At 38.4% G+C, this 24,304-nt stretch carries 24 protein-coding genes; 19 read left to right on the top strand and 5 right to left on the bottom strand.

Annotated elements, in window-relative coordinates:
- The first annotated feature begins 15 nt into the window (after positions 1-15).
- The 9 genes from HNQ43_RS02025 (at position 16) to tsaD (ending at position 7,883) form a co-directional block, all read left to right on the top strand.
- Positions 16-1,086 (top strand): chorismate mutase, encoded by a 1,071-nt coding sequence (locus HNQ43_RS02025; RefSeq protein WP_183374282.1) that lies wholly within the window; start codon positions 16-18, stop codon positions 1,084-1,086.
- Position 1,087: 1 nt separating this feature from the next.
- The gene (locus HNQ43_RS02020; RefSeq protein WP_183374281.1) at positions 1,088-2,317 is read left to right on the top strand and encodes a pyridoxal phosphate-dependent aminotransferase; all 1,230 of its coding nucleotides are present in this window, start codon (positions 1,088-1,090) and stop codon (positions 2,315-2,317) included.
- Positions 2,318-2,377: 60 nt separating this feature from the next.
- The gene (locus HNQ43_RS02015) at positions 2,378-3,220 is read left to right on the top strand and encodes a patatin-like phospholipase family protein (RefSeq protein WP_183374280.1); all 843 of its coding nucleotides are present in this window, start codon (positions 2,378-2,380) and stop codon (positions 3,218-3,220) included.
- 104 nt (positions 3,221-3,324) lie between these two features.
- Positions 3,325-3,972, top strand: coding sequence for a hypothetical protein (locus HNQ43_RS02010; RefSeq protein ID WP_183374279.1), 648 nt, complete (start codon positions 3,325-3,327; stop codon positions 3,970-3,972).
- 85 nt (positions 3,973-4,057) lie between these two features.
- Entirely contained in the window at positions 4,058-5,398 is a 1,341-nt protein-coding gene (locus HNQ43_RS02005) for a replication-associated recombination protein A (RefSeq protein ID WP_183374278.1), read from the top strand.
- A gap of 1 nt (position 5,399) precedes the next feature.
- Positions 5,400-5,852, top strand: a complete 453-nt coding sequence (tsaE, locus tag HNQ43_RS02000) for a tRNA (adenosine(37)-N6)-threonylcarbamoyltransferase complex ATPase subunit type 1 TsaE (protein ID WP_183374277.1) — start codon at positions 5,400-5,402, stop codon at positions 5,850-5,852.
- Positions 5,845-6,438, top strand: a complete 594-nt coding sequence (gene tsaB / locus HNQ43_RS01995) for a tRNA (adenosine(37)-N6)-threonylcarbamoyltransferase complex dimerization subunit type 1 TsaB (RefSeq protein WP_183374276.1) — start codon at positions 5,845-5,847, stop codon at positions 6,436-6,438. The genes tsaE and tsaB overlap by 8 nt, the downstream gene beginning before the upstream one ends.
- Positions 6,435-6,869, top strand: a complete 435-nt coding sequence (rimI, locus tag HNQ43_RS01990) for a ribosomal protein S18-alanine N-acetyltransferase (RefSeq protein WP_183374274.1) — start codon at positions 6,435-6,437, stop codon at positions 6,867-6,869. The genes tsaB and rimI overlap by 4 nt, the downstream gene beginning before the upstream one ends.
- 12 nt (positions 6,870-6,881) lie before the next feature.
- Positions 6,882-7,883, top strand: a complete 1,002-nt coding sequence (tsaD, locus tag HNQ43_RS01985; RefSeq protein ID WP_183374273.1) for a tRNA (adenosine(37)-N6)-threonylcarbamoyltransferase complex transferase subunit TsaD — start codon at positions 6,882-6,884, stop codon at positions 7,881-7,883.
- A 17-nt stretch (positions 7,884-7,900) separates the two neighbouring features.
- On the opposite strand, the gene HNQ43_RS01980 is transcribed toward tsaD, so the two are convergent.
- Complete coding sequence (locus HNQ43_RS01980) at positions 7,901-8,803, bottom strand: carbohydrate kinase family protein (protein ID WP_183374272.1); 903 nt, start codon at positions 8,801-8,803, stop codon at positions 7,901-7,903.
- Positions 8,804-8,858: 55 nt separating this feature from the next.
- Between HNQ43_RS01980 and HNQ43_RS01975 the strand changes: the two genes are divergently transcribed.
- Together HNQ43_RS01975 and guaA are read left to right on the top strand one after the other, a co-directional pair.
- On the top strand, positions 8,859-9,521 hold the full coding sequence (locus HNQ43_RS01975) for an HAD family hydrolase (RefSeq protein WP_183374271.1): 663 nt from the start codon (positions 8,859-8,861) through the stop codon (positions 9,519-9,521).
- A 28-nt stretch (positions 9,522-9,549) separates the two neighbouring features.
- Positions 9,550-11,097, top strand: coding sequence for a glutamine-hydrolyzing GMP synthase (gene guaA, locus HNQ43_RS01970; protein ID WP_183374270.1), 1,548 nt, complete (start codon positions 9,550-9,552; stop codon positions 11,095-11,097).
- Between the two features lie 296 nt (positions 11,098-11,393).
- Here guaA and HNQ43_RS01965 read toward each other — a convergent pair whose 3' ends face one another.
- From HNQ43_RS01965 to HNQ43_RS01955, 3 genes are all read right to left on the bottom strand, one after another.
- Positions 11,394-11,561 (bottom strand): hypothetical protein, encoded by a 168-nt coding sequence (locus HNQ43_RS01965; protein ID WP_183374269.1) that lies wholly within the window; start codon positions 11,559-11,561, stop codon positions 11,394-11,396.
- A gap of 96 nt (positions 11,562-11,657) precedes the next feature.
- Complete coding sequence (locus HNQ43_RS01960) at positions 11,658-12,155, bottom strand: class I SAM-dependent methyltransferase (protein WP_425321248.1); 498 nt, start codon at positions 12,153-12,155, stop codon at positions 11,658-11,660.
- Positions 12,156-12,353: 198 nt separating this feature from the next.
- A complete protein-coding gene (locus HNQ43_RS01955; RefSeq protein ID WP_183374268.1) occupies positions 12,354-12,908 on the bottom strand; it encodes a helix-turn-helix domain-containing protein in 555 nt (184 codons plus the stop codon).
- A gap of 474 nt (positions 12,909-13,382) precedes the next feature.
- On the opposite strand from HNQ43_RS01955, the gene HNQ43_RS01950 reads away from it, so the two are divergent.
- Genes HNQ43_RS01950 through HNQ43_RS01930 form a run of 5 tightly spaced genes read left to right on the top strand, consistent with a single transcriptional unit; the run spans position 13,383 to position 18,453 of the window.
- Positions 13,383-14,264 carry a PRD domain-containing protein gene (locus HNQ43_RS01950; protein WP_183374265.1) on the top strand — a complete coding sequence of 294 codons (882 nt, stop codon included), beginning with the start codon at positions 13,383-13,385 and terminating at the stop codon, positions 14,262-14,264.
- Complete coding sequence (locus HNQ43_RS01945) at positions 14,257-15,645, top strand: PTS transporter subunit EIIC (protein WP_183374263.1); 1,389 nt, start codon at positions 14,257-14,259, stop codon at positions 15,643-15,645. Before HNQ43_RS01950 ends, HNQ43_RS01945 begins: the two co-directional genes overlap by 8 nt.
- Before the next feature lie 2 nt (positions 15,646-15,647).
- On the top strand, positions 15,648-16,139 hold the full coding sequence (locus tag HNQ43_RS01940; protein WP_183374262.1) for a PTS sugar transporter subunit IIA: 492 nt from the start codon (positions 15,648-15,650) through the stop codon (positions 16,137-16,139).
- 1 nt (position 16,140) lies between these two features.
- A complete protein-coding gene (locus tag HNQ43_RS01935) occupies positions 16,141-17,577 on the top strand; it encodes a glycoside hydrolase family 1 protein (protein WP_183374260.1) in 1,437 nt (478 codons plus the stop codon).
- Between the two features lie 57 nt (positions 17,578-17,634).
- Entirely contained in the window at positions 17,635-18,453 is an 819-nt protein-coding gene (locus HNQ43_RS01930; RefSeq protein WP_244957017.1) for a Cof-type HAD-IIB family hydrolase, read from the top strand.
- Positions 18,454-18,535: 82 nt separating this feature from the next.
- On the opposite strand, the gene HNQ43_RS01925 is transcribed toward HNQ43_RS01930, so the two are convergent.
- A complete protein-coding gene (locus tag HNQ43_RS01925) occupies positions 18,536-19,222 on the bottom strand; it encodes a transposase-like zinc-binding domain-containing protein (protein WP_183374256.1) in 687 nt (228 codons plus the stop codon).
- A gap of 105 nt (positions 19,223-19,327) precedes the next feature.
- Between HNQ43_RS01925 and HNQ43_RS01920 the strand changes: the two genes are divergently transcribed.
- From HNQ43_RS01920 to HNQ43_RS01910, 3 genes are read left to right on the top strand one after another with little or no spacing between them, the layout of a single operon-like run.
- On the top strand, positions 19,328-21,385 hold the full coding sequence (locus HNQ43_RS01920; protein WP_183374254.1) for a DNA methyltransferase: 2,058 nt from the start codon (positions 19,328-19,330) through the stop codon (positions 21,383-21,385).
- 3 nt (positions 21,386-21,388) lie between these two features.
- A complete protein-coding gene (locus HNQ43_RS01915; RefSeq protein ID WP_183374252.1) occupies positions 21,389-23,983 on the top strand; it encodes a DEAD/DEAH box helicase family protein in 2,595 nt (864 codons plus the stop codon).
- Positions 23,984-23,994: 11 nt separating this feature from the next.
- Complete coding sequence (locus HNQ43_RS01910) at positions 23,995-24,150, top strand: RepB family protein (protein ID WP_183374249.1); 156 nt, start codon at positions 23,995-23,997, stop codon at positions 24,148-24,150.
- Positions 24,151-24,304 lie beyond the last annotated feature (154 nt).

Raw genomic sequence — 24,304 nt, 5'->3', positions numbered from 1 at the left:
TGCTAAAATATCATCATGAATCAATTAGAAAAAGCGCGCCAGACAATCGACCAAATCGATGCAGAAATGGCTTCTTTGTATGAGCGACGTATGGATGCCGTCAAAGAAGTTTTGGCATATAAGAAAGAAAATGGATTGCCAGTTTTTGATGAAACAAGAGAACAAGCGGTGATCGATAAAAACAGTGTCCGAATCCAGAATCCGGAATATCAGGAATTCTATAAAGACTTTTTAAAGAAACTGATGAACAATTCAAAAGATTATCAGCGAACTTTATTGAGTCAGCATGTGATAGCTTATGCAGGAGTACAAGGAGCCTTTAGTCAAATTGCCGCGGCTCGTCTTTTCCCCAACGATCAGAAACTGAACTTCAAAAACTTTGAAGAAGTCTTTAAGGCAGTAGTGGATAAACGTGCAGAATGGGGCGTGATCCCTTTTGAAAATACCAATTCTGGTTTAGTGGGAGAAGTGTTGGATGCCTTGTTAGAATATCCGGTTTATATCCAGGAAGTCTACGATCTCAAAGTGGAACAATGTCTTTTAGGGATCCCGGGAGCGACCCTGAAGGATGTAGAGTGGGTCTATTCTAAGGATCAGGCTTTGATGCAGTCGCGCAATTTCTTAAAACAGCTGAGCGTTCAAACGATCAGCTATCCCAATACAGCTATGGCGGCACAATATGTAGCCAGTCAAAATGATAAGACCAAGGCAGCAATCGGGGCCAAGGAAAATGCTCAGTTGTATGGATTGGAGATCTTGGCAAGCCAGATTGAAGCGCATACCGAAAATACAACGCGGTTTCTGGTGATTGGGCTACAGCCCAAAACATCAGGAAATCGCTCCAGCGTGCTTTTGACGGTACAGCATACCAGCGGTTCGCTGGCAAAGATCATTGAGGTCATAGCGCGTCATCATATCAATATGGAAAGCATTCAGTCTCGCCCGATCAAAGGAAGACCTTTTGAATATTTCTTCTTTGTGGAAATGGACGGGGATGCCGCACAAGTACAGGCGTGCATTGAAGATATGAAAGAGAATTGCGAAAGCATCAAGAGTTTAGGAACTTATTCATTAGGAGGACAGTAAGATGAGTTTTGTGAAAGAAAGCGTCAGTCAGAAACCAATTGTGGATACAGTATTTACGATTGTGAAAAAGGCTAAGGAAGACAAGGCAAAAAGCGGAGAAGATGTCGTGGTGGATGCGACCATTGGTTCGCTTTATGATGAAGAAGGGAAATTAGTTGCGTTAGACAGTGTATTCTCTTCTTTAAAAAATCTGGATAACCGTGTTTTGGCCGCCTATGCCGCCAGCTTTACAGGGAATGAGGATTTTAAAGATCGCGTCTATCAGTGGGTCTTGGATGGTAACAGTCATCTTCATCATGAAATCATTGCGACGCCGGGAGGAACCGGAGCGGTAGCGATGACGATACAGGAATGCCTAGAGGCGGGACAAACTGTAATTTTACCGGAGATTGCCTGGGGAAGTTATAACTTAATGGCACAGATGAACAATCTGCAGATTGCGACGTATGCTTTATTTGAAGAGGATCATTTTAATATCGAATCTTTTAAGCACACGTGTCAGATGGTCATGGCTCAACAAAACAAGCTGGTCGTAGTCATCAACGATCCTTGTCATAATCCGACTGGTTATTCTTTGAACAAAGAAGAATGGAATGAAGTGATCGCGTTCCTGAATGAATGCTCGAAAACACATGCGGTCGTCTTATTGAATGATATTGCTTATATCGATTACGCTTATGGACAAAAACAAGCAAAGGAATACTTCTCGGTCTTTGATCAAATCTCGGATAATATCGTTGTCATTGTGGCATTCAGTTTGAGCAAGTCTATGACAAGTTATGGATTGCGCTGCGGAGCGGCCATTATAATGGGGCAAAGAGAAGAAGCAGTGCAAGAATTGAAGATCGTATTTGAAAAGGATGCTCGAGCGACTTGGTCCAATATCAACAACGGAGCTATGGCAACTTTTGTGGATGTTATGGATCATCATTTAAAAGCCTATGATCAAGAGCGTCTGCATTATGTGGCTTTATTGAAGGAAAGAAGCGATATCTTTGTCAAAGAGGCAAAAGAAGCAGGCTTGAAGCACTATCCATATAAAGAAGGATTCTTTGTGACTTTGTCAATGGCCAATGAAACGCGCGACAAATATCATGAAGCGCTGATGGAAAATCACATTTATACAGTCAAGGTCAATTTAGGGATCCGGGTAGCGGTATGTTCTTTATCGGTAGACAAGATCAAAGGGCTCGCCAAGAAGATGAAGGAGATCTTGGATACGGTTGAATAATAAACATAGAGATGGACAGAAATAAAACTTTGTCCATCTTTTTTTGTTATAATAGGGACTATGAAAACGGGAATCATTGATGTCGGAGGCGGCATGCGCGATATTTATGGGGCAGGGATCTTGGATGGCTGCCTGGATCTGAATATTTCGTTTGATTATGGAATCGGAGTGTCTGCCGGCAGCGGAAACATTGCCACCTTTTTGGCAAAACAAAGAGGGCGAAACAAACGGTTTTATTTGGAATATGCGATGCGCAAAGAATATATGTCATTTTCCAATCTGGTGAAAAAGAAAAAGTATTTGGATTTGGATTATATCTATGGGACCTTGGCAAATTCTACCGGGGAGGATCCGATGGACTATGAAGTGTTCGTACGCAATCCTATGGAATTTGAAGTGGTCGGCACCAATGCCAGAACGGGGGAGCCGGTTTATTTTGACGGGAAGAAAATGCCGGCCGATCATTATGATATTCTCAAAGCCAGCAGCTGTATCCCTGTGATCTGCACTCCGTATCCGATTGGGGATGAAATCTATTTTGATGGCGGATTAAGCGATCCGATTCCTATTCAAAGAGCTTGGGATCGTGGAGTAGAGCGCCTGGTAGTGATCTTGACGAAGCCCAGGGATTTGATCCGGGATCCAAAAAAAGATGCCTTGCCCGCTAAAGTTTTGGCACGCTCTTATCCGCAGGCGGCAAAAAAACTAGCCTTGCGCGCTGCGCTTTATAACCGGCAGGCATCGCAAGCCAAAGAAGGAGAGGCGCAGGGAAAAGTCTGCATTCTGGCTCCGAATGGAATCGGGGATCTGAAAACCTTGACCCGAGATCCGCAGCAGCTGGAAGAGCTCTATCAAAAAGGGGTTCAAGACGCAAAGAGAATACAAAAATTCTTAGAATTGTAAAAATTACGTAAAGCGCTTACATCTTTTTGTAAAAATAGAACATTATTCGTGCAAAATGTTTCCTTTTCTTCTATAATGGTGTTAAAGAAGAGAGGGAAACTTTCATGAAAAAATTACTTTCAGGTTTTTGTGCGCTCGCACTTGCATTAGGCGTGGCTGGATGTTCCGGTAATAATGAAGACACATTGGCCAATGCCGAAAAAACGGTAACAGGTTACTTTGATGCGGTGCAAGCAGGAGATGTCAACCAGATGGATACGTATGTTGTGGATGACTTCTATGATCCGTTAGGCATTTATGGAATCCAGGGTGAGATCGATGATTTGTTGGAAGACTTAGATATGGGAGATTCTTTTGATGATGAGGCCCGGGAATTTGTGAAGAATGCCGTCAGCGGGGCTATCACAGAATATGAGATCACCAGTTCTGAAATGGGCGAGGACAACACGGTGACCGTGGTTGTCAGTGCGCAAGGAAAGGACTATCAAAATGTGGATCTTACCAGTGTAGAATCCGAACTGTATACTTATGTCGAAAACTATGCGACAGAAAATGCAGATCGTCTCTATCAAATCATGAGTGAACAGGGCGAAGATGCGATGATGGAAGCGATGATGCAGGATCTTGCCGGTACGATGTTTGATATGATGGAAGAAACATTCTTAAATTCGGAATCGAGCTCTCTAACGATCAATTATGAATTGACTCAAGAAGATGGCACTTGGTTATTGAATACAGGCTATATCTCTTAAGTCCGATCAGAATCCGCAAAGCGGCCAGGAGGAATGAAACCTTCTGGCTTTTTTGGTGGAATGATTGTGATATAATAATTTCATTATGAGACAGGAAGGTTTATTTCAGGCAGAAGATATTCGTCCTTTGGCCGATCGCATGCGCCCAGAGTCTTTGGAAGAGTATGTGGGGCAGAAACAATTGATTTCTAAGGGCAGTCTTTTATGGAAGATGATCGAAAATGATAAAGTGACGTCGATGATTTTCTGGGGGCCGCCGGGGGTCGGCAAAACGACGCTGGCTCGAATCATTGCGCATCAGACAAAGAGTTACTTTGTCGATTTCAGTGCGGTCACTTCGGGAATCAAAGAGATCAAGGAGGTCATGAAGCAGGCGGATACGCGAAAGCAGTTAGGGCAGAATACGATCTTGTTCGTTGATGAGATCCATCGCTTCAACAAGGCGCAGCAGGATGCTTTTTTGCCATATGTGGAAAGAGGCAGCATCATTTTGATTGGGGCGACGACAGAAAACCCCAGCTTTGAAGTAAACAGTGCCTTGTTGTCGAGATGTAAGGTCTTTGTGCTCAATTCGCTGGAAAAAGAGGATCTGCTGGATTTGATCGATCGTGCACTGACGTCCGCCAAAGGATTTGGAAATGTGGATATTGATATGGCGCAGGATGCCAAGGAAGCCATTGCGGAATTTGCCGGCGGGGATGCGCGGATCTGTTTGAACACTCTGGAGATGGTCGTCAATAATTCGCCCAGCGATATTGAAGGGATCCATGTCTCAAAAGAGATCCTCCAGCAGTGTCTTCAAAGAAGAACCTTGTTGTATGACAAAAAAGGAGAAGAGCACTATAATGTGATCTCGGCCTTACATAAAAGTGTACGAAACAGTGATGTGGATGCAGCCCTATATTGGCTGGCGCGGATGCTGGAGGCTGGAGAAGATCCTCTTTATGTCGCCAGGCGTCTGGTGCGCATGGCGAGTGAAGACATCGGCATGGCGGATTCCCGGGCTTTGGAAATCACGGTGGCGGCTTATCAGGCAGCACATTTTTTAGGTATGCCGGAGTGCAATGTGCATCTGGCGCATGCGGTCGTATATTTATGTCTGGCACCAAAATCCAACTCTTTGGAAGTGGCTTATAATGCGGTCAAGGCAGATGCGATCAAAACGTTAGATCAGCCGGTGCCCTTGCATATTCGCAATGCGCCGACTTCGCTGATGAAGGATCTTGGATATAGCGACGGATATGAATACAGTCATGATTATGCGTATCATATGACGGATATGACTTGTCTGCCGGATTCTTTAGTAAAAAAAGAATACTATCATCCTTCGGATCAGGGATCGGAAATCAAGGTGCAGAAGCGCTTAGCACAAATCAAAGCCATTAAGGCCAATTATCATAAAATTCGTCAACAGAAGGGAAAATAATATGAAACTTGAAATACATTCCATTGCAGAAACGCAGAAGTTTGCCCAGGAAATGGCCAGACTTTGTCGGGGGAAAAACGTTTTGATCACGCTGGATGGTGATCTGGGAGCGGGGAAAACTACTTGGACGAAAGCTTTTGGGAAAGCTTTAGGTGTCAAAAATACCATCAATTCTCCTACTTTTACGATCTTGAAATCTTATAAACAGGAGGATGGCAAGCCTTTGCATCATATCGATGCCTATCGTTTGGAAGGGGCCAGTCAAGATTTGGGATTTGAAGATTGTTTTGATGAAGGGATCACGGTGATCGAGTGGTCTCATTATATCGAAGATCAGCTGCCGGACGATCGCATTTCGATTTCTTTGGAAGAGGGGATCGGCGAAGATCGTACGATTGTTATCGAGGCAACGGGAAAAGAAACACAAGAGATCCTGGAGGGATATCATGATTAGTTTATGTATGGATAGTGCTTATAAACAGCTGGTTTTAGGTCTCTATGAAGATGATGCACTTTTGGCGGGAATCAGTTTGGAAGCTTTCAAGAAACAAAGTGAAACGATCTTTGTGGAGTTAAATAAGCTTTTAGAGCAGACAAAGTTGGATTATAAAGATATCGATCGAATCGTGATCACCAAGGGACCTGGTTCGTATACGGGGATCCGCATTGCGATGACCATTGCCAAGGTCTTGTGTTCGCAGATGCACAAAGAGCTCTATACGATTTCAACGATGCAGCTGTATGCCGGTCTGGAACCAAGTGCCAATGTCATTCTGGATGCTCGCAGTCATCGTGCTTATGTAGCGCATCTGGAAAAAGGAAAGATCATAGGCGGTACGCAGATTTTGGATTTGGAAGATGTCAAGAAATTTTTGGAAGCACATCCGGGAAAGGTGTTTGGCGATGCCTTGTTGTCGGAAACAGAAACTTCGAATTTCTTAAAGAACTTTATAGATTTAAAGGCAGAATATCAGAAAGTAGAGAATATCCATGCCTTGGTTCCGGATTATCTTAAAGAAAGCGATGCTTATAAGGTATGACGTTTGTTCTTATGGAAGAAAAGGATCTGGATCTGGTCTGTGAGTTGGAAGGGCAATGTTTTAAAAATCCTTGGGATCATAAACAATGTCTGTATGAATTGCGGGAAAATCCTTTTAGCCAGGGGATTCTTTTAAAAGAGGAAGAACAGATCGTCGGGTACGCTTTTTTGTGGATCACTTTTGAATTGGCGCAATTAGCGCGTATTGGAATCGATCCGAAATTTCGTCAAAAAGGGTATGGAACGATCTTGATGAAGCATTTGATCGAAATCGCCCAAAGACAAGGGTGCGATGTATTTACATTAGAAGTCAGAGAATCGAATCAGCAAGCGAGGGCATTGTATGAATCATCAGGACTGATTGAAATCAATCGCTCGAAACAATATTATCCGGATGGAGAAGATGCCATCGTGTATTCGATGGGGATCTAGGAAGGAGAAAAGATGATCGTATTAGGAATCGAGAGCAGCTGCGATGAAACGGCAGTAGCGTTAGTCAAAGATAAAAAAGAAGTCTTATCTTCGATCGTAGCCAGTCAGATCGATGTGCATAAAGAGTTTGGCGGTGTTGTGCCGGAGGTGGCAAGCCGTATCCATATTGAGAATATTTCTTATTGTATTGAAGCGGCCTTAAAGGAAGCAAATTGTACGATGGAGGATGTAGATGTTGTGGCTGTGACCAAGGGGCCGGGACTGATCGGATGTCTTCATGTGGGAGTACAGGCAGCGAAAGCTTTGGCGTTTGCGTACCATAAGCCTTTGGTTCCGGTGCATCATTTGGCGGCTCATATCTATGCCAATGAATTGGTCGTAGAGATGAAATATCCTTTATTGGCTCTGGTTGTATCGGGAGGAAACACGGAGCTGGTTTATATGAAGGATGAAACCAGTTTTGAGATCTTGGGAGAAACGCAAGACGATGCGATCGGGGAAGCTTATGACAAGGTGGCTCGCGTATTGGGATTGGGTTATCCCGGGGGGCCAAAGATCGATAAAATGGCAAAAGAGGGCAAGCCTGTCTATGAGTTGGCAAAACCGAAGACTCAGGGACGATATGATTTTAGTTTTTCGGGATTGAAAAGCAGTGTCCTTCAGTTTACTAAGCGTATGGAAAGGCAAGGACAAACATATGATCTCAATGATTTAGCTTGTTCCTTTCAGGAATGTGCTCTGGATGAGATCTTCTCTCGGATTCATTTTGCCTTGGATGATCACCCGGAAATCAAACACTTTGTCGTAGGGGGCGGTGTCAGTGCGAATTCGCGTCTTCGTGAAAAGGTGGAAGAATTAAAAAAAGAATATCCCAACATTACCTTTACGGTGCCGCCGATGTCTTGTTGCACGGATAATGCGGGAATGATCGCTGTGGCAGGCACCATTGCTTATCGATCTGGTAGGCGTGCAGATGATAGTTTAACGGCCGATGCTTCCTGGGAAATTCAATAACAGTAATGAAGCCCGGATCATAGTTTGATCTCGGACTTCTTTTTTTGTACGGTTTCTAATGAGGGAATGGAAGGCAAGGCGCCGATTGTCTCTGTAGAGATAGAGGCAGTTAAGCTTGCCATCCGGATGGCGAAGGGCAAGGGAAGTTCTTGTCCTATAAAATAAGTGAAGGCGCCATGAAATATATCGCCGGCTCCGGTGGTGTCGATTGTATGGGCAGGATAAGCCGGTATATGATAAATCTTATTGTCTTTTTCATAGACGACGCCGCGCTCGCCGATCGTGATCACAATGGTGTGGCTTGTGATTTCGTGAAGTTTTAAAAAGATCGGTTTTAAGTCTTCTAAATTATCTAATTTGATTTCCATGTTTGTATAAGATCGGCTTAAGTCTTCAGAGCATACAAAATAATCGACCAAAGATCCTACAGCTTTTGTCCAGGGCTGATAAGAGCCGGCATCCATGATGGAAATTGCTTGGGGATAGCGATGGAGAGCCTCCAGGGCTGTTTTTGTTTCTCTGCCGTCAACCAGGATCAAGTCCGGATCGGCTTGGGGCCAAACGGGTTCGAATGGAGTTTCTTGTGCAGGGGCATTGAAAACCGTTCTTTCTCCGTGGGATGTATGGGCAATCACGCAGCTGATACTGGTAGAGGCTTTTGGATCCATGTAGATGGATTCTGTGGAAATGCCTGCATCTTTCATTTGAGAAAGGATCAGCTGGCCGAAAGGATCCAAACCGACACGGGCAATCAGGGAAGTATCGGCACCCCAGTTTGCTAAAAGAAAGGCAGCGTTGGTCGCTGGTCCGCCTGGGCATTGGGAAAGGTTTTGGATGATGTATTTACGGTTTTTTTGAAAAGAGTGTGAAATCGGGAAGTTTAAATCGTAAGTGGTTTGTCCGATGCATAAGATTTTCATAGTTTTATTGTAGCATTCTCGTTATAATAATACAGGCAGGAAGGAAAAATAATATATGATAAAAGCAGTTATTTTTGATATGGATGGCTTGATGTTCAATACGGAAGTCATGTTTAAAAAACAGTTTCGGGAGGCCTTGGATTTTAATCATATCGATGCACCGGATTCGGTTATTGAAGAAATGATCGGCTGTGATTCGAGAAGGATCCAGATCTTTGAGGAAGAGTATCCTGGCATCACTGAAGTCATGGCGTATTGTCAAAAACATCGGGTGGAATATTTTTTTGATTTTTTTAAAGAACCGGGATCTGCCAATATGCCGGGATTACAGGAGCTGATCGAATATTTGGATCAAAAAAAGATCCCTTATGGGATTGCCTCCAGCTCTTATCCGGAAGATATCCGAAGATTTGTGGAATATGCGGGTTTCAAGATCTCTTATAAGACTTTAACCAGTTCTAAAGAAGGGATGCCTTCGAAACCGGCACCAGATATTTTTTTGGAGGCGGCAAGGCGACTTCAGGAAAGACCGGAGGATTGCCTGGTTTTAGAGGATAGTAAAAATGGGATCATTGCGGCCAGCAGTGCAGGCATGCGATCCATTTTCGTCCCGGATCAGATCGTTCCGGATGAAGAGATGAAAAAGTATATTCAAACCACGTGTAAGAGTCTGAAGGATGTGATCCCGTATTTAGAAAATCAGGCGCACATGGTATAATGACAAAGGTAAAGTGAGGAAACAGAGGATGAAAAAAGAGCTAGTCATCGTTCTTGATTTTGGAGGACAGTACAACCAGTTAGTGGCACGTCGTGTCCGCGAATGCAATGTCTATTGTGAGATCTATTCGTATAAGACGGATTTGGAAAAGATCAAAGCAATGGAACCAAAAGGCATTATTTTAACGGGGGGACCGAACAGTTGTTACGAAGCGGATTCGCCTACGTATTCTAAAGAGTTATTTGAGTTGGGAATCCCGGTATTGGGATTGTGTTACGGTGCTCAGCTGATGATGCATGTGCTTGGCGGAAAAGTAGAGAAAGCGGATGCCCGTGAATATGGAAAGACCGAAGTGATCGTGGATAAGACTTCTTCGAAGATCTTTGAAGGGGTTTCGAAAAATACGATTTGCTGGATGTCACACTTTGACTATATTTCTCAAGTTGCTCCAGGATTTGAGATCACAAGTCATACAGATAACTGTCCGTGTGCTTCGGCAGAAAATACAAAAGATCAATTATATGCGATTCAGTTCCATCCGGAGGTATTGCATACTCAGGAAGGGACAAAGATGTTGTATAACTTTGTTCGTGGTGTTTGTGGATGTTCTGGTGACTGGCGTATGGATTCTTTCGTGGATGAGCAGATCAAAGCCATTCGTGAAAAAGTTGGGGATGGAAAGGTCCTTTGTGCTTTAAGTGGTGGTGTTGATTCATCGGTTGCGGCTGTATTGCTTTCAAAGGCGATTGGAAATCAATTGACTTGCGTGTTTGTGGATCATGGTTTATTGCGTAAAAATGAGGGCGATGAAGTGGAGGCTGTCTTTGGACCGGAGGGGCCTTATGAATTGAACTTCATCCGTGTCAATGCGCAGGAGCGTTATTACAGTAAACTAAAAGGGGTAACGGAACCGGAAGCGAAGCGTAAGATCATTGGTGAAGAATTCATTCGTGTGTTTGAAGAAGAGGCCAAAAAGATCGGAACGGTGGACTTCTTGGTACAGGGAACGATTTATCCGGATGTTGTAGAGAGCGGATTAGGCGGCGAAAGTGCTGTCATTAAATCGCATCACAATGTAGGTGGTTTACCGGATCATGTCGATTTCAAGGAGATCATTGAGCCTTTGCGTGATTTGTTTAAAGATGAGGTGCGTAAAGCTGGATTGGAATTGGGAATTCCGGAAAACTTGGTATTCCGTCAGCCTTTCCCGGGGCCGGGACTTGGTATTCGTATCATTGGAGAGGTAACGGCTGATAAGGTGCGTATCGTACAGGATGCTGATGCGATTTATCGTGAAGAGATTGCCAAGGCTGGACTTGATCGTGAAATCGGGCAGTATTTTGCGGCGTTGACCAATATGCGCTCTGTTGGTGTCATGGGCGATGAAAGAACATATGATTATGCCATTGCCTTGCGTGCTGTCAACACAATTGACTTTATGACAGCCGAATCGGCGCAGATACCTTATGAGGTATTAAATAAGGTGATGTCCAGAATTATCAATGAGGTGCGTGGGGTCAATCGTGTTATGTATGATTTGACGAGTAAGCCGCCGGGGACGATAGAGTTCGAATAGTAGTAGTCGGTTTGGAGGTCGTCAAAAAGCCTTTATTTATCGGTATTTGTGAAGCGTCGACTTTTTGGTAAAGTGATTTTGATACACTTTTGATACACGATGACTAAAAAAGGTCTTCTGATACAAGTGCGATTGTGCCAGTAGGCTTGCAAGTTAAAGACAAATTTTGATTATAAAATTGAGCTTCTGTATTGTATGCAGAGGTTCTTTTTTTTGGTGCACTTTACACTAGATCTATACATAAAAAATCCTCTGAATTGAAGTAGTGAGCATCTTCAAGACAGAGGATTTGTTTTTTATAACACAACTCTTTTACATTTCAACATTTTGATGAGGACATCATCAACTGCATCAGTATATCTTCCTTGTCTGATGAGATCGTTCTTTAAATCGATCAAACAATGGATGATCAAGTCATATTCATCTTTAGATAGATATAACCAATATTTCTTATTAAAGAACATCTTCACCACTCCTTTATGATTTCATTATAGTCATAGATAAAAGAAGTGAGAAATGTGCGATAGGTATGTATAAGAATTCTATAAATTGGAAATTGGCTATTTCGTTGCAACAATACTTATCCAATGATTTTTTTTATTTGAATACGTTTTTATCTCTGTAAAACCTGCTTCTTTCAAAGCAGCAATGAGCTGATCAGATGTGTAAATCTTCATACCATCAATCAACTTTGTCCATTTTTCATCTGCGTCATTCGTTCCGTCAGATTCGTTACAAATCAGGAATGTCCCTCCGTTTTTCAGAACTCGATTTACCTCAAAAAAACATTTTTTCAATCCCGGCCAGAAGTAAACGGTCTCAAAAGCAGAAACATAATCAAAAACCGCATCAGGAAAAGGGATAGCAGATACATCACCTTGAACCACGCAGCATTTCCCTTGTTTAATGGCGGCGGCGTTCAGTTTTTGAGATTCTGCCACACTGACCTGCGAATAATCCATTCCTGTCACATGTCCATTTCCGCATTTGCCCAACCAGGCAACAATATTTGCACCGCCTCCGCAACCAACATCCAGTACCGCAGCGTCCGGATTCACTGAGATATTTGAGAATCCCTATTGTGATAACTTGGCGTGACCGATGTTCATCATCTTCGTCATCAATTTTCCGCCGAAGCCTTGTGGCTTACGAGTATTTTCAAAGAAGTTCATTGCATTATTCCTCCTCTTTAAATTGTAATTTTCTGCTCTACAACTTCGGATTTGTCTACTTAACAAACTGAAAGTTTCTGTTCCTTATTTCTTTATTTTAGGAGTTCCAAAGAATCCCGATATTTCAACATCTGCATTATATTTAAGGTTATAAGCACCTTCTCCTATACTGATACCCTCTGCAATCTCCCGAATTTCTTTTTCTACATCCTCTAATGTCGCATACCATCCAAGTATAGTTGTATGCTCTCCCCAAAAAGTCACTTTATCAATTCCTAACAAAATATATTCTGGTTCATCTTTATGTGGGAACATTATTTTAGAACTTTTTACTGAATGACAAACAATCACATTTTGCTTATCATGCGTTGTAATTGCAATTTTTCCTGATGGTGCAATAACAACACTTTTTTCTTCTGTTTGTTCCTTTTTCTGCATCTCTGAAGCATCATTCATTAAATAGTCCAAAGAAATATTTAGTGTTTTCGAAAGCAATAGTAATTTTTCTGTTTCAGGATAACCATTGTCTGATTCCCATTTAGAAATTGCCTGTCTCGAAACTCCTAATATTTCTGCTAATTCTTCTTGTGTAATACCTCTCTGCTTTCTAACATTTTTAAGATTTTCTCCAAAACTCATTATTCAAACCTCTTTTCAGAATTATTGCAATTACTTGCAAATAAAATGTAACTCAACTGAGGATAACTTTCTACCAACCTACTTTTGCATTTGCGCAACTTAAGGTTGCATTGCTTAATTTAAAGCCATTTCTTTCCTTTCACTTGTAACAGAAAATTCCAATTTATAGAGATATTATACATTTATTTTTACCCTATGTTTTATAAATTCTAAATTCGGAAGAACAATCTATACTTCTATGAATAAAGGACAACACAATACTTTTAAAAAGTTATCACCCGATTTTTTCAGTATAGAAAAAAATAAAAATACTGTTGAAATTGAAAGCGGTACATGCTATACTTACAACGTAATACAAATTAAGACTTGTTACTTAATCTAAGCTATTAAGGCAAATTCTTATGTTAGTTTATCAGAGGTGGTAAACTAGATGTTTGAATTTGCCTTTTTAATTTGTATTGGGGAAGGAGAAACATGCTGGAGTTAGATAAACAGGTGTACAGGACATTTAAAGTTGTGAACAACAATATTGTTATCGTTAAAGATTCAAACGGCCGTGAAATGATAGCAATAGGAAAGGGCCTGGGGTTTAAAAAAAGTAAGAATGATATTGTCTATCCTGAAGAAATTATGAAGACATATATTTATCTGGACAGACAGAAAAATTTAAATCTTACTTTATTTGAAGAAGTGCCTTTCGAAGTGATTGAAGTATCACAACATATTATTGATTATGCTACGAAAACATTAATTCAAAAATATAATGTCAACTTACTTGTCAGTCTTTCGGATCATATTGATTTCAGTGTTAAACAATTCAGAGAGGGAAATAACACCCCAAAGTTGTTCAATGAAGAAATCAAGAGATTCTATAAAGATGAGTACCTGGTAGGTAAATCTGCTATTCAATATATTAATGAAACTCTGCATGTAGATCTTCCAAAAGATGAAGCAACATCAATTGCTTTCCATCTGATAGTTGCGTCTCAGGAAAAAACAAATATTGAAACAAGAGAATTGCTCGAAGGCGTGAACAGAATTGTGGACATCACAATGAAATATCTTGGAAATCAAATAGATGAAGATTCATTAGCGTATTCAAGGTACATTATTCACCTGAAATTTTTCTTAAGCAGAATTGTCAGGCATCAAACTTCCAACGGTTCTATTGAGGCTACTAATATATTCGGTCAGCTGGTCACAAAGTATGAAGGAGTTGACAGGTGTATTCAGGAAATCAGTGAATTCATAAATGAAAAGTTTGATTACAGATGTACTGATGAAGATTGTATTTATTTAATGATTCATATTGTAAGGCTGCATGAGCTACAAAGAGAGGACAATACTAATGGCTAAAATAGATTATGATAATTTGACAAAGCAGATAGTGGAATATGTAGGTGGCGTCGAAAATATCAAAACAATTACACATTGCGTAACACGTTTAAGATTATATTTGAATGACAGAAATAAAGCTGAGGATGAAAAAATTAAAAATTTACCTGGAGTATTAGGTGTGGTTTATGGAAATCAGCAGTACCAGATTATTCTTGGTGAACATTTATTCCCTGTATTTGATAACCTTGAAAAGAATTACTCTGTACAAACAGAAGCTCCAATTAATGAGAATCTTGATGAAGGTCTTGTGTCTGGTAATGAGAAGAAGAACTTCAAATATTATTTTGAAAAAGCAATTACATTTATGTCTCAGTCGCTGACACCATTCATTACAGTAGTGTATGGTGCAGGTATGCTGAAAGTAATTCTCTCTTTACTGAATTACTTCTTCCCATCAGTAGCAAGTAATACTGCATATACAATGCTTGACTTTATGTCCAGTGCACCATTCTACTTTATGCCTGTATTAGTGGCATATGGTACCAGCAAGGTCTTAAAGTCCAACCCTGCATTTTCCATGGCAATTGCATTGACACTGGTATATCCGGCATTTGACACTATTATGACTGCTGGAGAAGCTACTACAATGTTTGGTCTTCCGGTGCATTTAGCTTCCTATGGTAGTACATTACTTCCAGGCATTTTTACAGCTATTTTATGTGCATATCTGGAAAGATTCTTCTATAGAGTTATTCCTGGATTATTCAGAAGTGTGTTTGCTCCATTATGTGTATTCTTAATTGGTTTTCCAATCGTTGTATTAGCATTAGGTCCTATTGGTAATATTGTTGGTTCCTGGATTGTTGCAGGTATCATCTGGTTACAGGCACATGTAGGTGGATTTGCTCCGGGTATTATTGCAGCAGCTCAGCCATTCCTGGTTATGATGGGTGTAAATATGTTGCCTGTAGCTCCTATGATGGAATTACTCTCTCGTACAGGATATGATAATGTGTTCAGACCTGGTTGGATTTTACATAACATTTCTGAGTGCGGTTCCTGTTGTGCTGTTGCTTTAAAAACTAAAGATAAAGAATTCAGGGCAACTGCATTGTCTGCAGGTATCGGCGCTATGCTTTCTGGTGTATCTGAACCTGCATTATATGGTGTTAATCTTCGCTTGAAGAAACCGATGATCAGTCTTGTTGCCGGTGGTATTGCTGGTGGTGCTGTTGCCGGATTTATGGGTGCTAAAGCTTTTGCGATGGGTTATTCTTCTATCCTTGGTGTGGTTATTTTTGAAAAGACTATGGGCGCAATTCTTGCTGGTGTTGCTGTTTCCTTCGTAGTCTCCTTTCTATGCACTTATGTTTTATATGATGGAAAGAGTATCAAGTAAGTATGTTTAAGTTGTTTTCAAAAAAAGAAGAAAACCCAAATGATTTTGCAGCTGTGGTAAGTGGGAAAATCATTCCACTTACTGCAGTGAATGACGATGTATTTTCTAAAGGTATGATGGGAAACGGTGTTGCCATTGTACCTGATGATGATGTGATTGTGGCTCCATGTGATGGAGAGGTCACAATGTTGTTTCCTACCATACATGCATTTGGAATGAAAAATGAAGATGGTGTAGAAATACTGGTGCATATCGGTATTGATACTGTAAATAAACAAGGTGTGGGATTTAAAAAGTTTGTAGAAGCAGGAACTGTTGTCCATAGAGGAGATAAAATCATTCGCATGAATTCCTATGATTTGAAACAAGAAGGATATGATCTGACAACAATGATGATTTTCCCTGGCTGTGAGAAGAAAATGAGTTTTACAACAGACGGATATGCAAAAAAAGGAAAAACAGTAGTAGCTGAATATAAAGAAGAAGGAGAATAGTATGGCATTGTTAAATAAAAAAGTAAAAAAAGAATTTCCTGAAGGATTTTTATGGGGTGGTGCGGTAGCTGCCAACCAGTGTGAGGGTGCTTATCTGGAAGATGGCAAACAAATGTCTACAGCAGATATCAAGGCAAGAGGCTTTTTTGGAGGACTGAGAAGAGATGCGGAGTATTATCCTACTCACAAGGCAATTGACTTTTATCACACCTATAAGAGTGATTTGAAACTGATGGCTGAAGCTAATTTCAATATTTTCAGAACATCTATCAACTGGACAAGAATTTATCCTACGGGTGAAGAAGAAACTCCAAATCAAAAAGGACTGGATTTCTATCATGATATGTTTAAATACTGTCATGAACTGGGAATGAAAGTTATGGTTACTATTTCTCATTATGAAACACCATTGTATTTAGTAGATACATATGGTGGATGGGATAATCGTAAATTTATTGAGTTTTATATGAAGTTTGTCAGAACGATTGTTGATAATCTTGACGATGTTGTTGATTACTGGCTGACATTTAATGAAATTGGTAACGCGGCTGTAAAACCTATCTGTTGGGATGCTGCATGTATTTATCCTGACAGCGAAAATCTGCTGCAAAGAATGTATCAGGCAGCACATCACCAGTTTGTAGCAAGTGCACTTGCAGTAAAGTATATTCACCAGCATTCTAACCATGCTAAAGTTGGGGCAATGATTGCGTACAAGACAGTGTATCCTTACACATGTAACCCAAAAGATGTTATTGCTGCTGAAAAAGAAAAGAGAAAAGAGTATTTCTTCTCCGATGTTCAGGTAAGAGGAAAGTATCCGGATTATATCTGGCAGTATTTTGAAGAAAATAATATCAAAATCACTTTTGAAGAGGGAGATGAAGAAATTATTGCTTCTTATCCTGTAGACTTCATTACATTCTCTTATTACAGAAGCAGAGTAGTATCTTCTGAAGAGACTGAAGCTGCTGAAAAGATTATTGATACAAATACACTTGAAGGTATTGTAAATCCATATTTACCAAAGACAGGATGGGGATGGTCAGTTGACCCAGACGGATTAATGCTGGCTTTACAGGATTTATATGACAGATATCAGAAGCCATTATTTATTTCTGAAAATGGATTAGGCGCTATTGACACGGTAGAGGAAGGTAATGTAATTAATGATGATTATCGTATTGATTACATGAGAAAACATGTTCAGGCTATGCAAAGAGCTATTGAAAAGGGTGTTGATCTGTTCGGATATACTATGTGGGGGCCTATTGATATTGTTTCTAATGGTACAGGACAAATGTCAAAGAGATACGGCATCATCTACGTTGATTTGGATGATGAAGGAAATGGTACAGGAAACAGATATCTGAAGAAGAGTTACAATTGGTACAAAACAGTCATTGGTACTAATGGCAAAGATTTAGGAATTGAATAAAAAATAGAAAAGATGTTCGGAAATCATAGAACATCTTTTTTATCAGGAGTTGTGAATATGGCAATATTGTTTTTAGATGTAGATGGGACATTAATTAATTATAAAGCACAAATACCATCATCATCAAAAGAGGCGGTTATCGCAGCAAGAAAAAATGGGCATTTTGTATTTTTGTGTACTGGATGTTCTAAACAGGAAATACTGGAAAGACATTTTGATTTTGAATTGGATGGTTTTATTGGAGGAAATGGAAATTATATTGAAGTACAAGGCGCAGAAATATTTCATAAACCATTAACTTATGTTCAATGTAAACATTTTACAGATTGGTGTATTTCAAGATCTCTTGCCTATAGATTTGAGTGTAACAGTGGCATATATATCAGTGATGATTATATGGAAAAGTCAGTACAGGCTCGTATGAAATATGCATTTGGTAATAATAAATCAGCTGTAAATGCACCAACAAACCCAGCTTTTAGAAAAATGACATCAAAATATAGAGATGATGTAAACAAGACAGCATTTGTATTAAATAGTTATCAAGATTATCTGGATGCCGTGAAAGAGTTTAAGGATATGGTTGTGGGAACCTGGGGTGGAAAAGGGCAACTTGCCCTTTATGGAGATACCAGTCCCGAAGGAATCAGTAAAGAATTTGCTATCAATAAGTTACTGGACTATTTACATATAGATAAAAAAGAATCTATATGTTTTGGTGATTCTTCAAGTGATCTTCCTATGTTTAATGCCTGTAATATAAAGATTGCCATGAAAAATGGAAACGATGAAATAAAGCAAAAAGCAACCTATATTGCCGATGATGTAGATGATAATGGAGTATATAAAATGTTCAAACAATTACAAATCATTTAATATGATGCATATAAAAAACAATGTTAAATACATTTTAGAAGATTGTGAAATTTTGTGTATTCCTTTATGGCATGAATGGTTTTTAGATAGTATGTCCTGTATGGTCCAAGGCACAAAGAATCGTTCCGAATTCCGGGCCCATAGAACCACATTTACTTGGCTTGGCCGTTTTCCGTGCTTTTCTTGTAGAGTTTTTGTCAAATGGCGAAATAAGATGGAGAGAACCCTTTTGCCCTTCGTGAATAAACTTCTCATCGGTTTCAACTACACCAATTAGATTAGGTTGCCTAACCTCTTTAGCAACTTCCGGAATCTTCATTCTCCAGTTAAAAACTGTCCGCTCAGAAAGACTGGGGCAAAGATATTCTTCAACCAAGGCTGATACAGTTTGCTTCAAAGAATGATTCAGTATCATTTGATAAATAAATTCGACCCAGACATCCCATGAATATTTCGTTTTTTCTAAGAATGTGCCAGTAAAGTAGGAGAATCTATGTCCACAATCTGTACATTTTAATCTTTGTATCCCATTTTCCTGTTCTCCGGCTTTGACAATAATGGTTGACCCACAATTTGGGCATACTTTACCAAAGCCTTCTTTTCTCATGTGTTCCTGTAAATCATAATTAATGAATTTCTTTGTTCTATTATCTGCATATCCATTTTCTTTAATGATTTTTGTCATGAGTTGTTGACGCTGACGTTTCGACATCTTTTCAATGGAGCTTAACAATTCATCAAATGAAGGTTCACGTTTTTTGCGAGGCATTTAGATCGCCTTTCTTTGAGTTTATTATAACGCAAAAACTTATATTATGTAGAAAATCCTACAAAATTGATGATATACTAGTTTTGCTTAGTAGGAGGTTTGTTTATGATAAATCAAGAATCTATCGAAGAGAATAATCTTTATAATGAATTAGTAAATGTATTAAAAAATGATGAACGTTTTATTTCAGAAGATGGACAATTGCTTAGAAATTCAGTGTATGAAGCAGCTATGAAAATGGATTCAAGCTTGATTAAATCTTTATTAAATAATGAGGAAACTAAAAAACATTTTTTTACAGATATAGATGGCGTTGCTGTTTTTGATAAAGTTGGTTTTGGTTGGGTTATCAACAATCGCGAATTTTTGCCTGATAGTTATACCCGATACAAAAACAAAATTGGGCTTGTAAACAATAAAGGAGAGTATATTTCTTCATCTAATGATGTCGAACTTGTTTTTCCATACAAAGATTGTGTGTTAGAAGGCGGTCAGACAACGGAAGACCAAAGTCGCAGCGAGATTTTTTACAACGAAACCCTTGCCCACGATGAAGTAGACAGGCTGCTCTATCCAAAGGTACTGACAGATGCTAAACGCTATACAGCTGATGGCGTATCGACTGCTAACAGCTTTTTGGTAGATGATAATTTGATTATTAAGGGTAATAATTTGCTGGTTATTAGTTCTTTGCTTAAAGACTACGAAAATTCAATTAAGTGTATCTATATTGACCCTCCTTATTATTTTACAAATAATAAAAGCGGAGATACTTTCGGATATAATTCAAATTTTAAGCTGTCAACATGGCTTACTTTTATGAAGGATAGATTACTGATATCCCGAAAATTGCTTCACCCAGACGGAAGTATCTGGGTGAGTGTAGGCGTAGACGGGCAACATTATTTGAAAGTTTTGATGGACGAAATATTTGGTCAAGACTGTTTTGTATCTGATATTTCGTGGCAAAAAACTTACTCTCCCCGAAACGATTCACAAGGCATTAGCAGTGAGGTTGAAAGTATTTTGGTTTATAGTAAAAACCCCAACTGGAAACCAAAAAAATTGCCGAGAACTGAAAAAATGAATTCTGTATATAAAAATCCAGATAACGACCATACATCGTGGCGAACAAGTGATGCCTTCGCTCCTTCTGCGGCTACTCACCAAGGAATGGTTTATGCCATTCAGCATCCAATAACGGGTGAGTTTTTATATCCTTATAATGGTGCATGTTGGCCTTTGGAGCAGAGTTCAATGTTTTCTGAAATGAGTAAATGGGCTAATTATAAATTAGAAGATTTGAACGATGATGAAAAAAGAGCTTCTGTATGCGGCATTCCTGTTGATGCAATCAGAAAAAATGTTCTCTCAATAGTGCTTGATGAGCCGTTGGAAACAGCCAAAGAAAAAGCATTAAAAATTATTAAGAGAGGACAATGGCCTAAATTCTTTTTCACTAAAAATGGCTATGGCGGTATTGCAAGAAAAACATATCTTGATGATGCCAAAGGCAAGGTCGTAACTAATTTCTGGCCTTTTAACGAAGCTGGACACACCGATGAAGCAAAAAAAGAAATCACAAGCATTTTTAATGATAAAGTTTTTTCGACTCCGAAGCCAGAAAAACTCATTCACCAAATTCTTTATGTTGCAACTGAAGAAAATGATATTGTTTTAGATTATCATTTAGGCTCTGGAACAACTTGTGCTGTTGCACACAAGATGCACAGACAGTACATTGGTATTGAACAAATGGATTATATCGAAACTGTTGCAGTAAACAGATTGCGTTATGTTTTGATGAATGGCGATGACACATATGACTGGCAAGGTGGTGGCTCATTTATATATTGTGAGCTTGCAAAACTGAACCAAAAATATGTTGATTGCATCGAAGCTGCAACGGAAGGAACAGAATTGCTTGATATTTGGAACGAAATGAAAGAGAATGCGTTTATCAGCTACAAGGTTAATCCGAAAGAAATTGATGATAACTCTGATGAATTCCTTCAATTATCGATTGATGATAAAAAAAGATTACTTATGGAACTATTAGATAAAAATCAGTTGTATGTAAACTATTGTGACATAGATGATGAAACATTTGATATCTCTGAAAAAGATAAAGCTTTTACTAGAAGTTTTTATACGGAGGTTTAGATAATGAGCTATCTTTATGAAAAAATAGATACATTAATCGAGTCGGGTTACTCAAAAAAAGTCCCAGAATATATATCAAGTAATTTAAATTCTAATTTTGAATTACGCCCTTATCAAATTAGAGCTTTTGAAAATTTTATTACTTATTTTGAAAATGAACATCTTTGTAAAAAGCCAACACAAACACTTTTTCATATGGCAACAGGTTCTGGAAAAACACTGATTATGGCAGGACTTATGCTATATCTTTATAAGCAAGGATATCGTAACTTTTTATTTTTCGTGAATCTATCACAAATTGTTCAAAAAACAAAAGAAAACTTTCTAAATAGCATTTCGAGTAAATATCTTTTTAATGAAGAAATAAATATTGATGGAGAAATAATCAAAATAAAGGAAGTATCTAACTTTCAATACAGTGACGATTCTGCTATTAATATTTGTTTTACTACCACGCAAGGACTTCATGCTGATATGTGGGGCATGAAAGAAAACTCATTGTCAGTAGATGATTTTGAAAATCAAAAAGTAGTATTGATTTCTGATGAAGCTCATCACTTGAATGCGGATACAAAAAAGATGAATAAAGAAGAGGAAGAGAACTATAGAAGTTGGGAATATACAGTTCATCGTATTTTTGATATTAACCGAGATAATGTTCTTCTTGAATTTACAGCAACTTGCAATCTTGAAGAACCGTTAATAAAAGCTGAATATGAGAATAAAATCGTATTTGATTATCCTCTTTATAAGTTTCGTGCAGATGGATATTCGAAAGAAATAAAAACTTTACGTTCAGATTTAGATGTTGAAGGTCGTGCTCTACAAGCTTTGATATTAAGTCAATATCGTTATAAAGTGTTCCAAGATTATAGACAAAACATAAAACCAGTTGTTTTTTTTAAATCTAGATTAGTAAAAGAAAATGCCTTAAATATGACTAGAATTATTGAAATGGTAAAATCTTTAACGGCTGAGCAAATCAAGAACCTTTTTGAACAATCCACAAGCCAGACAATCAATGAAGCACAGAAATACTTTATTAAAAATGGTATTTCATATGATGAGTTAGCAAGTGAATTAAAAGATGATTTTTCAGAGGAGCATTGTATTTCTGCAAACGATAATCAGGATGTTGAAAAAAAACAAATAATACTTAACTCATTAGAGGATGAGAAAAATCCATATCGTGCTATATTTGCTGTAGATAAGTTAAATGAGGGATGGGATGTTTTGAATCTTTTTGATATTGTCCGTCTTTATGAAACTCGAGATGCAAAAAAAGGTAAACCTGGACAAACAACAACTAAAGAAGCTCAACTTATAGGACGTGGGGCTAGATATTGCCCATTTAAAGTTTCAAATAATCAAGAAAAATATAAAAGAAAATATGATAATGATATAGATAATCAACTCCGTATTTGTGAAGAATTATATTATCATTGTTGGAATGAACCACGTTATATTAGTGAATTGCATACAGCATTACGTGAAATAGGTGTTGACCTTGATGAAATGGTTGTAAGAAATCATACTTTGAAAGACAGTTTTAAACAAGATGAATTATATAAAAGTGGATATGTGTTTATAAATGAACGAAAAGTGGTATCCAGAAATACTGTTAATAGCTTGTTGCCTTCTATTAAAGATAAAATTTACGATATTCGATTCACCGCTGGTGTGTCAGGAGAAGATATTCTTTTAGAAAGCACTTCTTTTCAAGATATTAAGCAGAAAACTTATGTTCATAAAACCACTATACATGATATTGCAAATATTAATTATTCAATTGTTAATAAAGCTATTTGCAAGTACAGTATTTTTAAGTTCAACACGTTAAAGTCCCGTTTTCCAAATCTTAAATCTACAAAGGAATTTATACAAAGTAAAAACTATTTAGGTAATATCCGCATTCATATTACATCTAAATACGAAAATTTATCAAATGAGATTTTATATCAAGCTTGCCTTAAAGTTTTAAAAACTGTTGCAAATAGTATCTCAGCTATTCAAGAAACATATGAAGGGACTAAAGATTTCAAAGCTTACTATATCTATGATATTTTCAAAAATAAGCGGTGCAACTATACAAATCCACATGATGGTGATATTGGAATATCTCAAAATGATGTCAGTGTTAAAGATAAATGGCGTATAGACCTTTCACAAGAAGATTGGTATGCGTATGAAGACAATTATGGAACAAGCGAAGAAAAATCTTTTGTTGCTTATTTTAAAAAATACGTTGATGAATTAAGACAGAAATATGACAAAGTTTACTTACTAAGAAATGAACGGCAACTTGCCATCTATTCGTTTGATGATGGACAACGTTTTGAACCTGATTATTTATTATTCTTGCATTCATCTAAAACAGATGGATATGAACAAATGCAAATATTTATTGAACCGAAAGGAAGCCATATTTTGGAACAAGATAAATGGAAAGAAGATTTTTTATTACAAATTGAAGAATCATCGATTCCAGTGACAACATTTGCTGATGACAATAAATATAAAATATGGGGGTTTCATTTTTATAATGAGCAAAATCGCGAGATTGAATTTGATAACGACATGAAAAAAATCATCAGTTAGGAGTTATGTTTATGCCCAGACCTAAAAAAGATTCAAAAGCATTAAACGTTATGATTGATAATAAGATTTATCAATTGTTAGAACAGTATAGCAGTGATTCCAAACTCACAAAAACAGCAATTGTCGAGTTAGCTTTGGAAGAATACTTAAAAAAGAACAACAAATAGAGTGCAACCTAGCAGTAAATGAATTCTGCTAGGTTTTTCTTTTATCTTATATTTTAAAAAATTTTAATTGGATGTGAATAGTCTATGCCTCGATGAATAAAGGACATTTCAAAACTTAAAAAACTTATTTCCCGATTTTTTCAGTATAGAATTT

This window comes from Faecalicoccus acidiformans (genome assembly GCF_014202635.1).
GTDB classification, from domain to species: domain Bacteria; phylum Bacillota_I; class Bacilli_A; order Erysipelotrichales; family Erysipelotrichaceae; genus Faecalicoccus; species Faecalicoccus acidiformans.
This window is presented reverse-complemented; position numbering and strand designations above follow the sequence as displayed.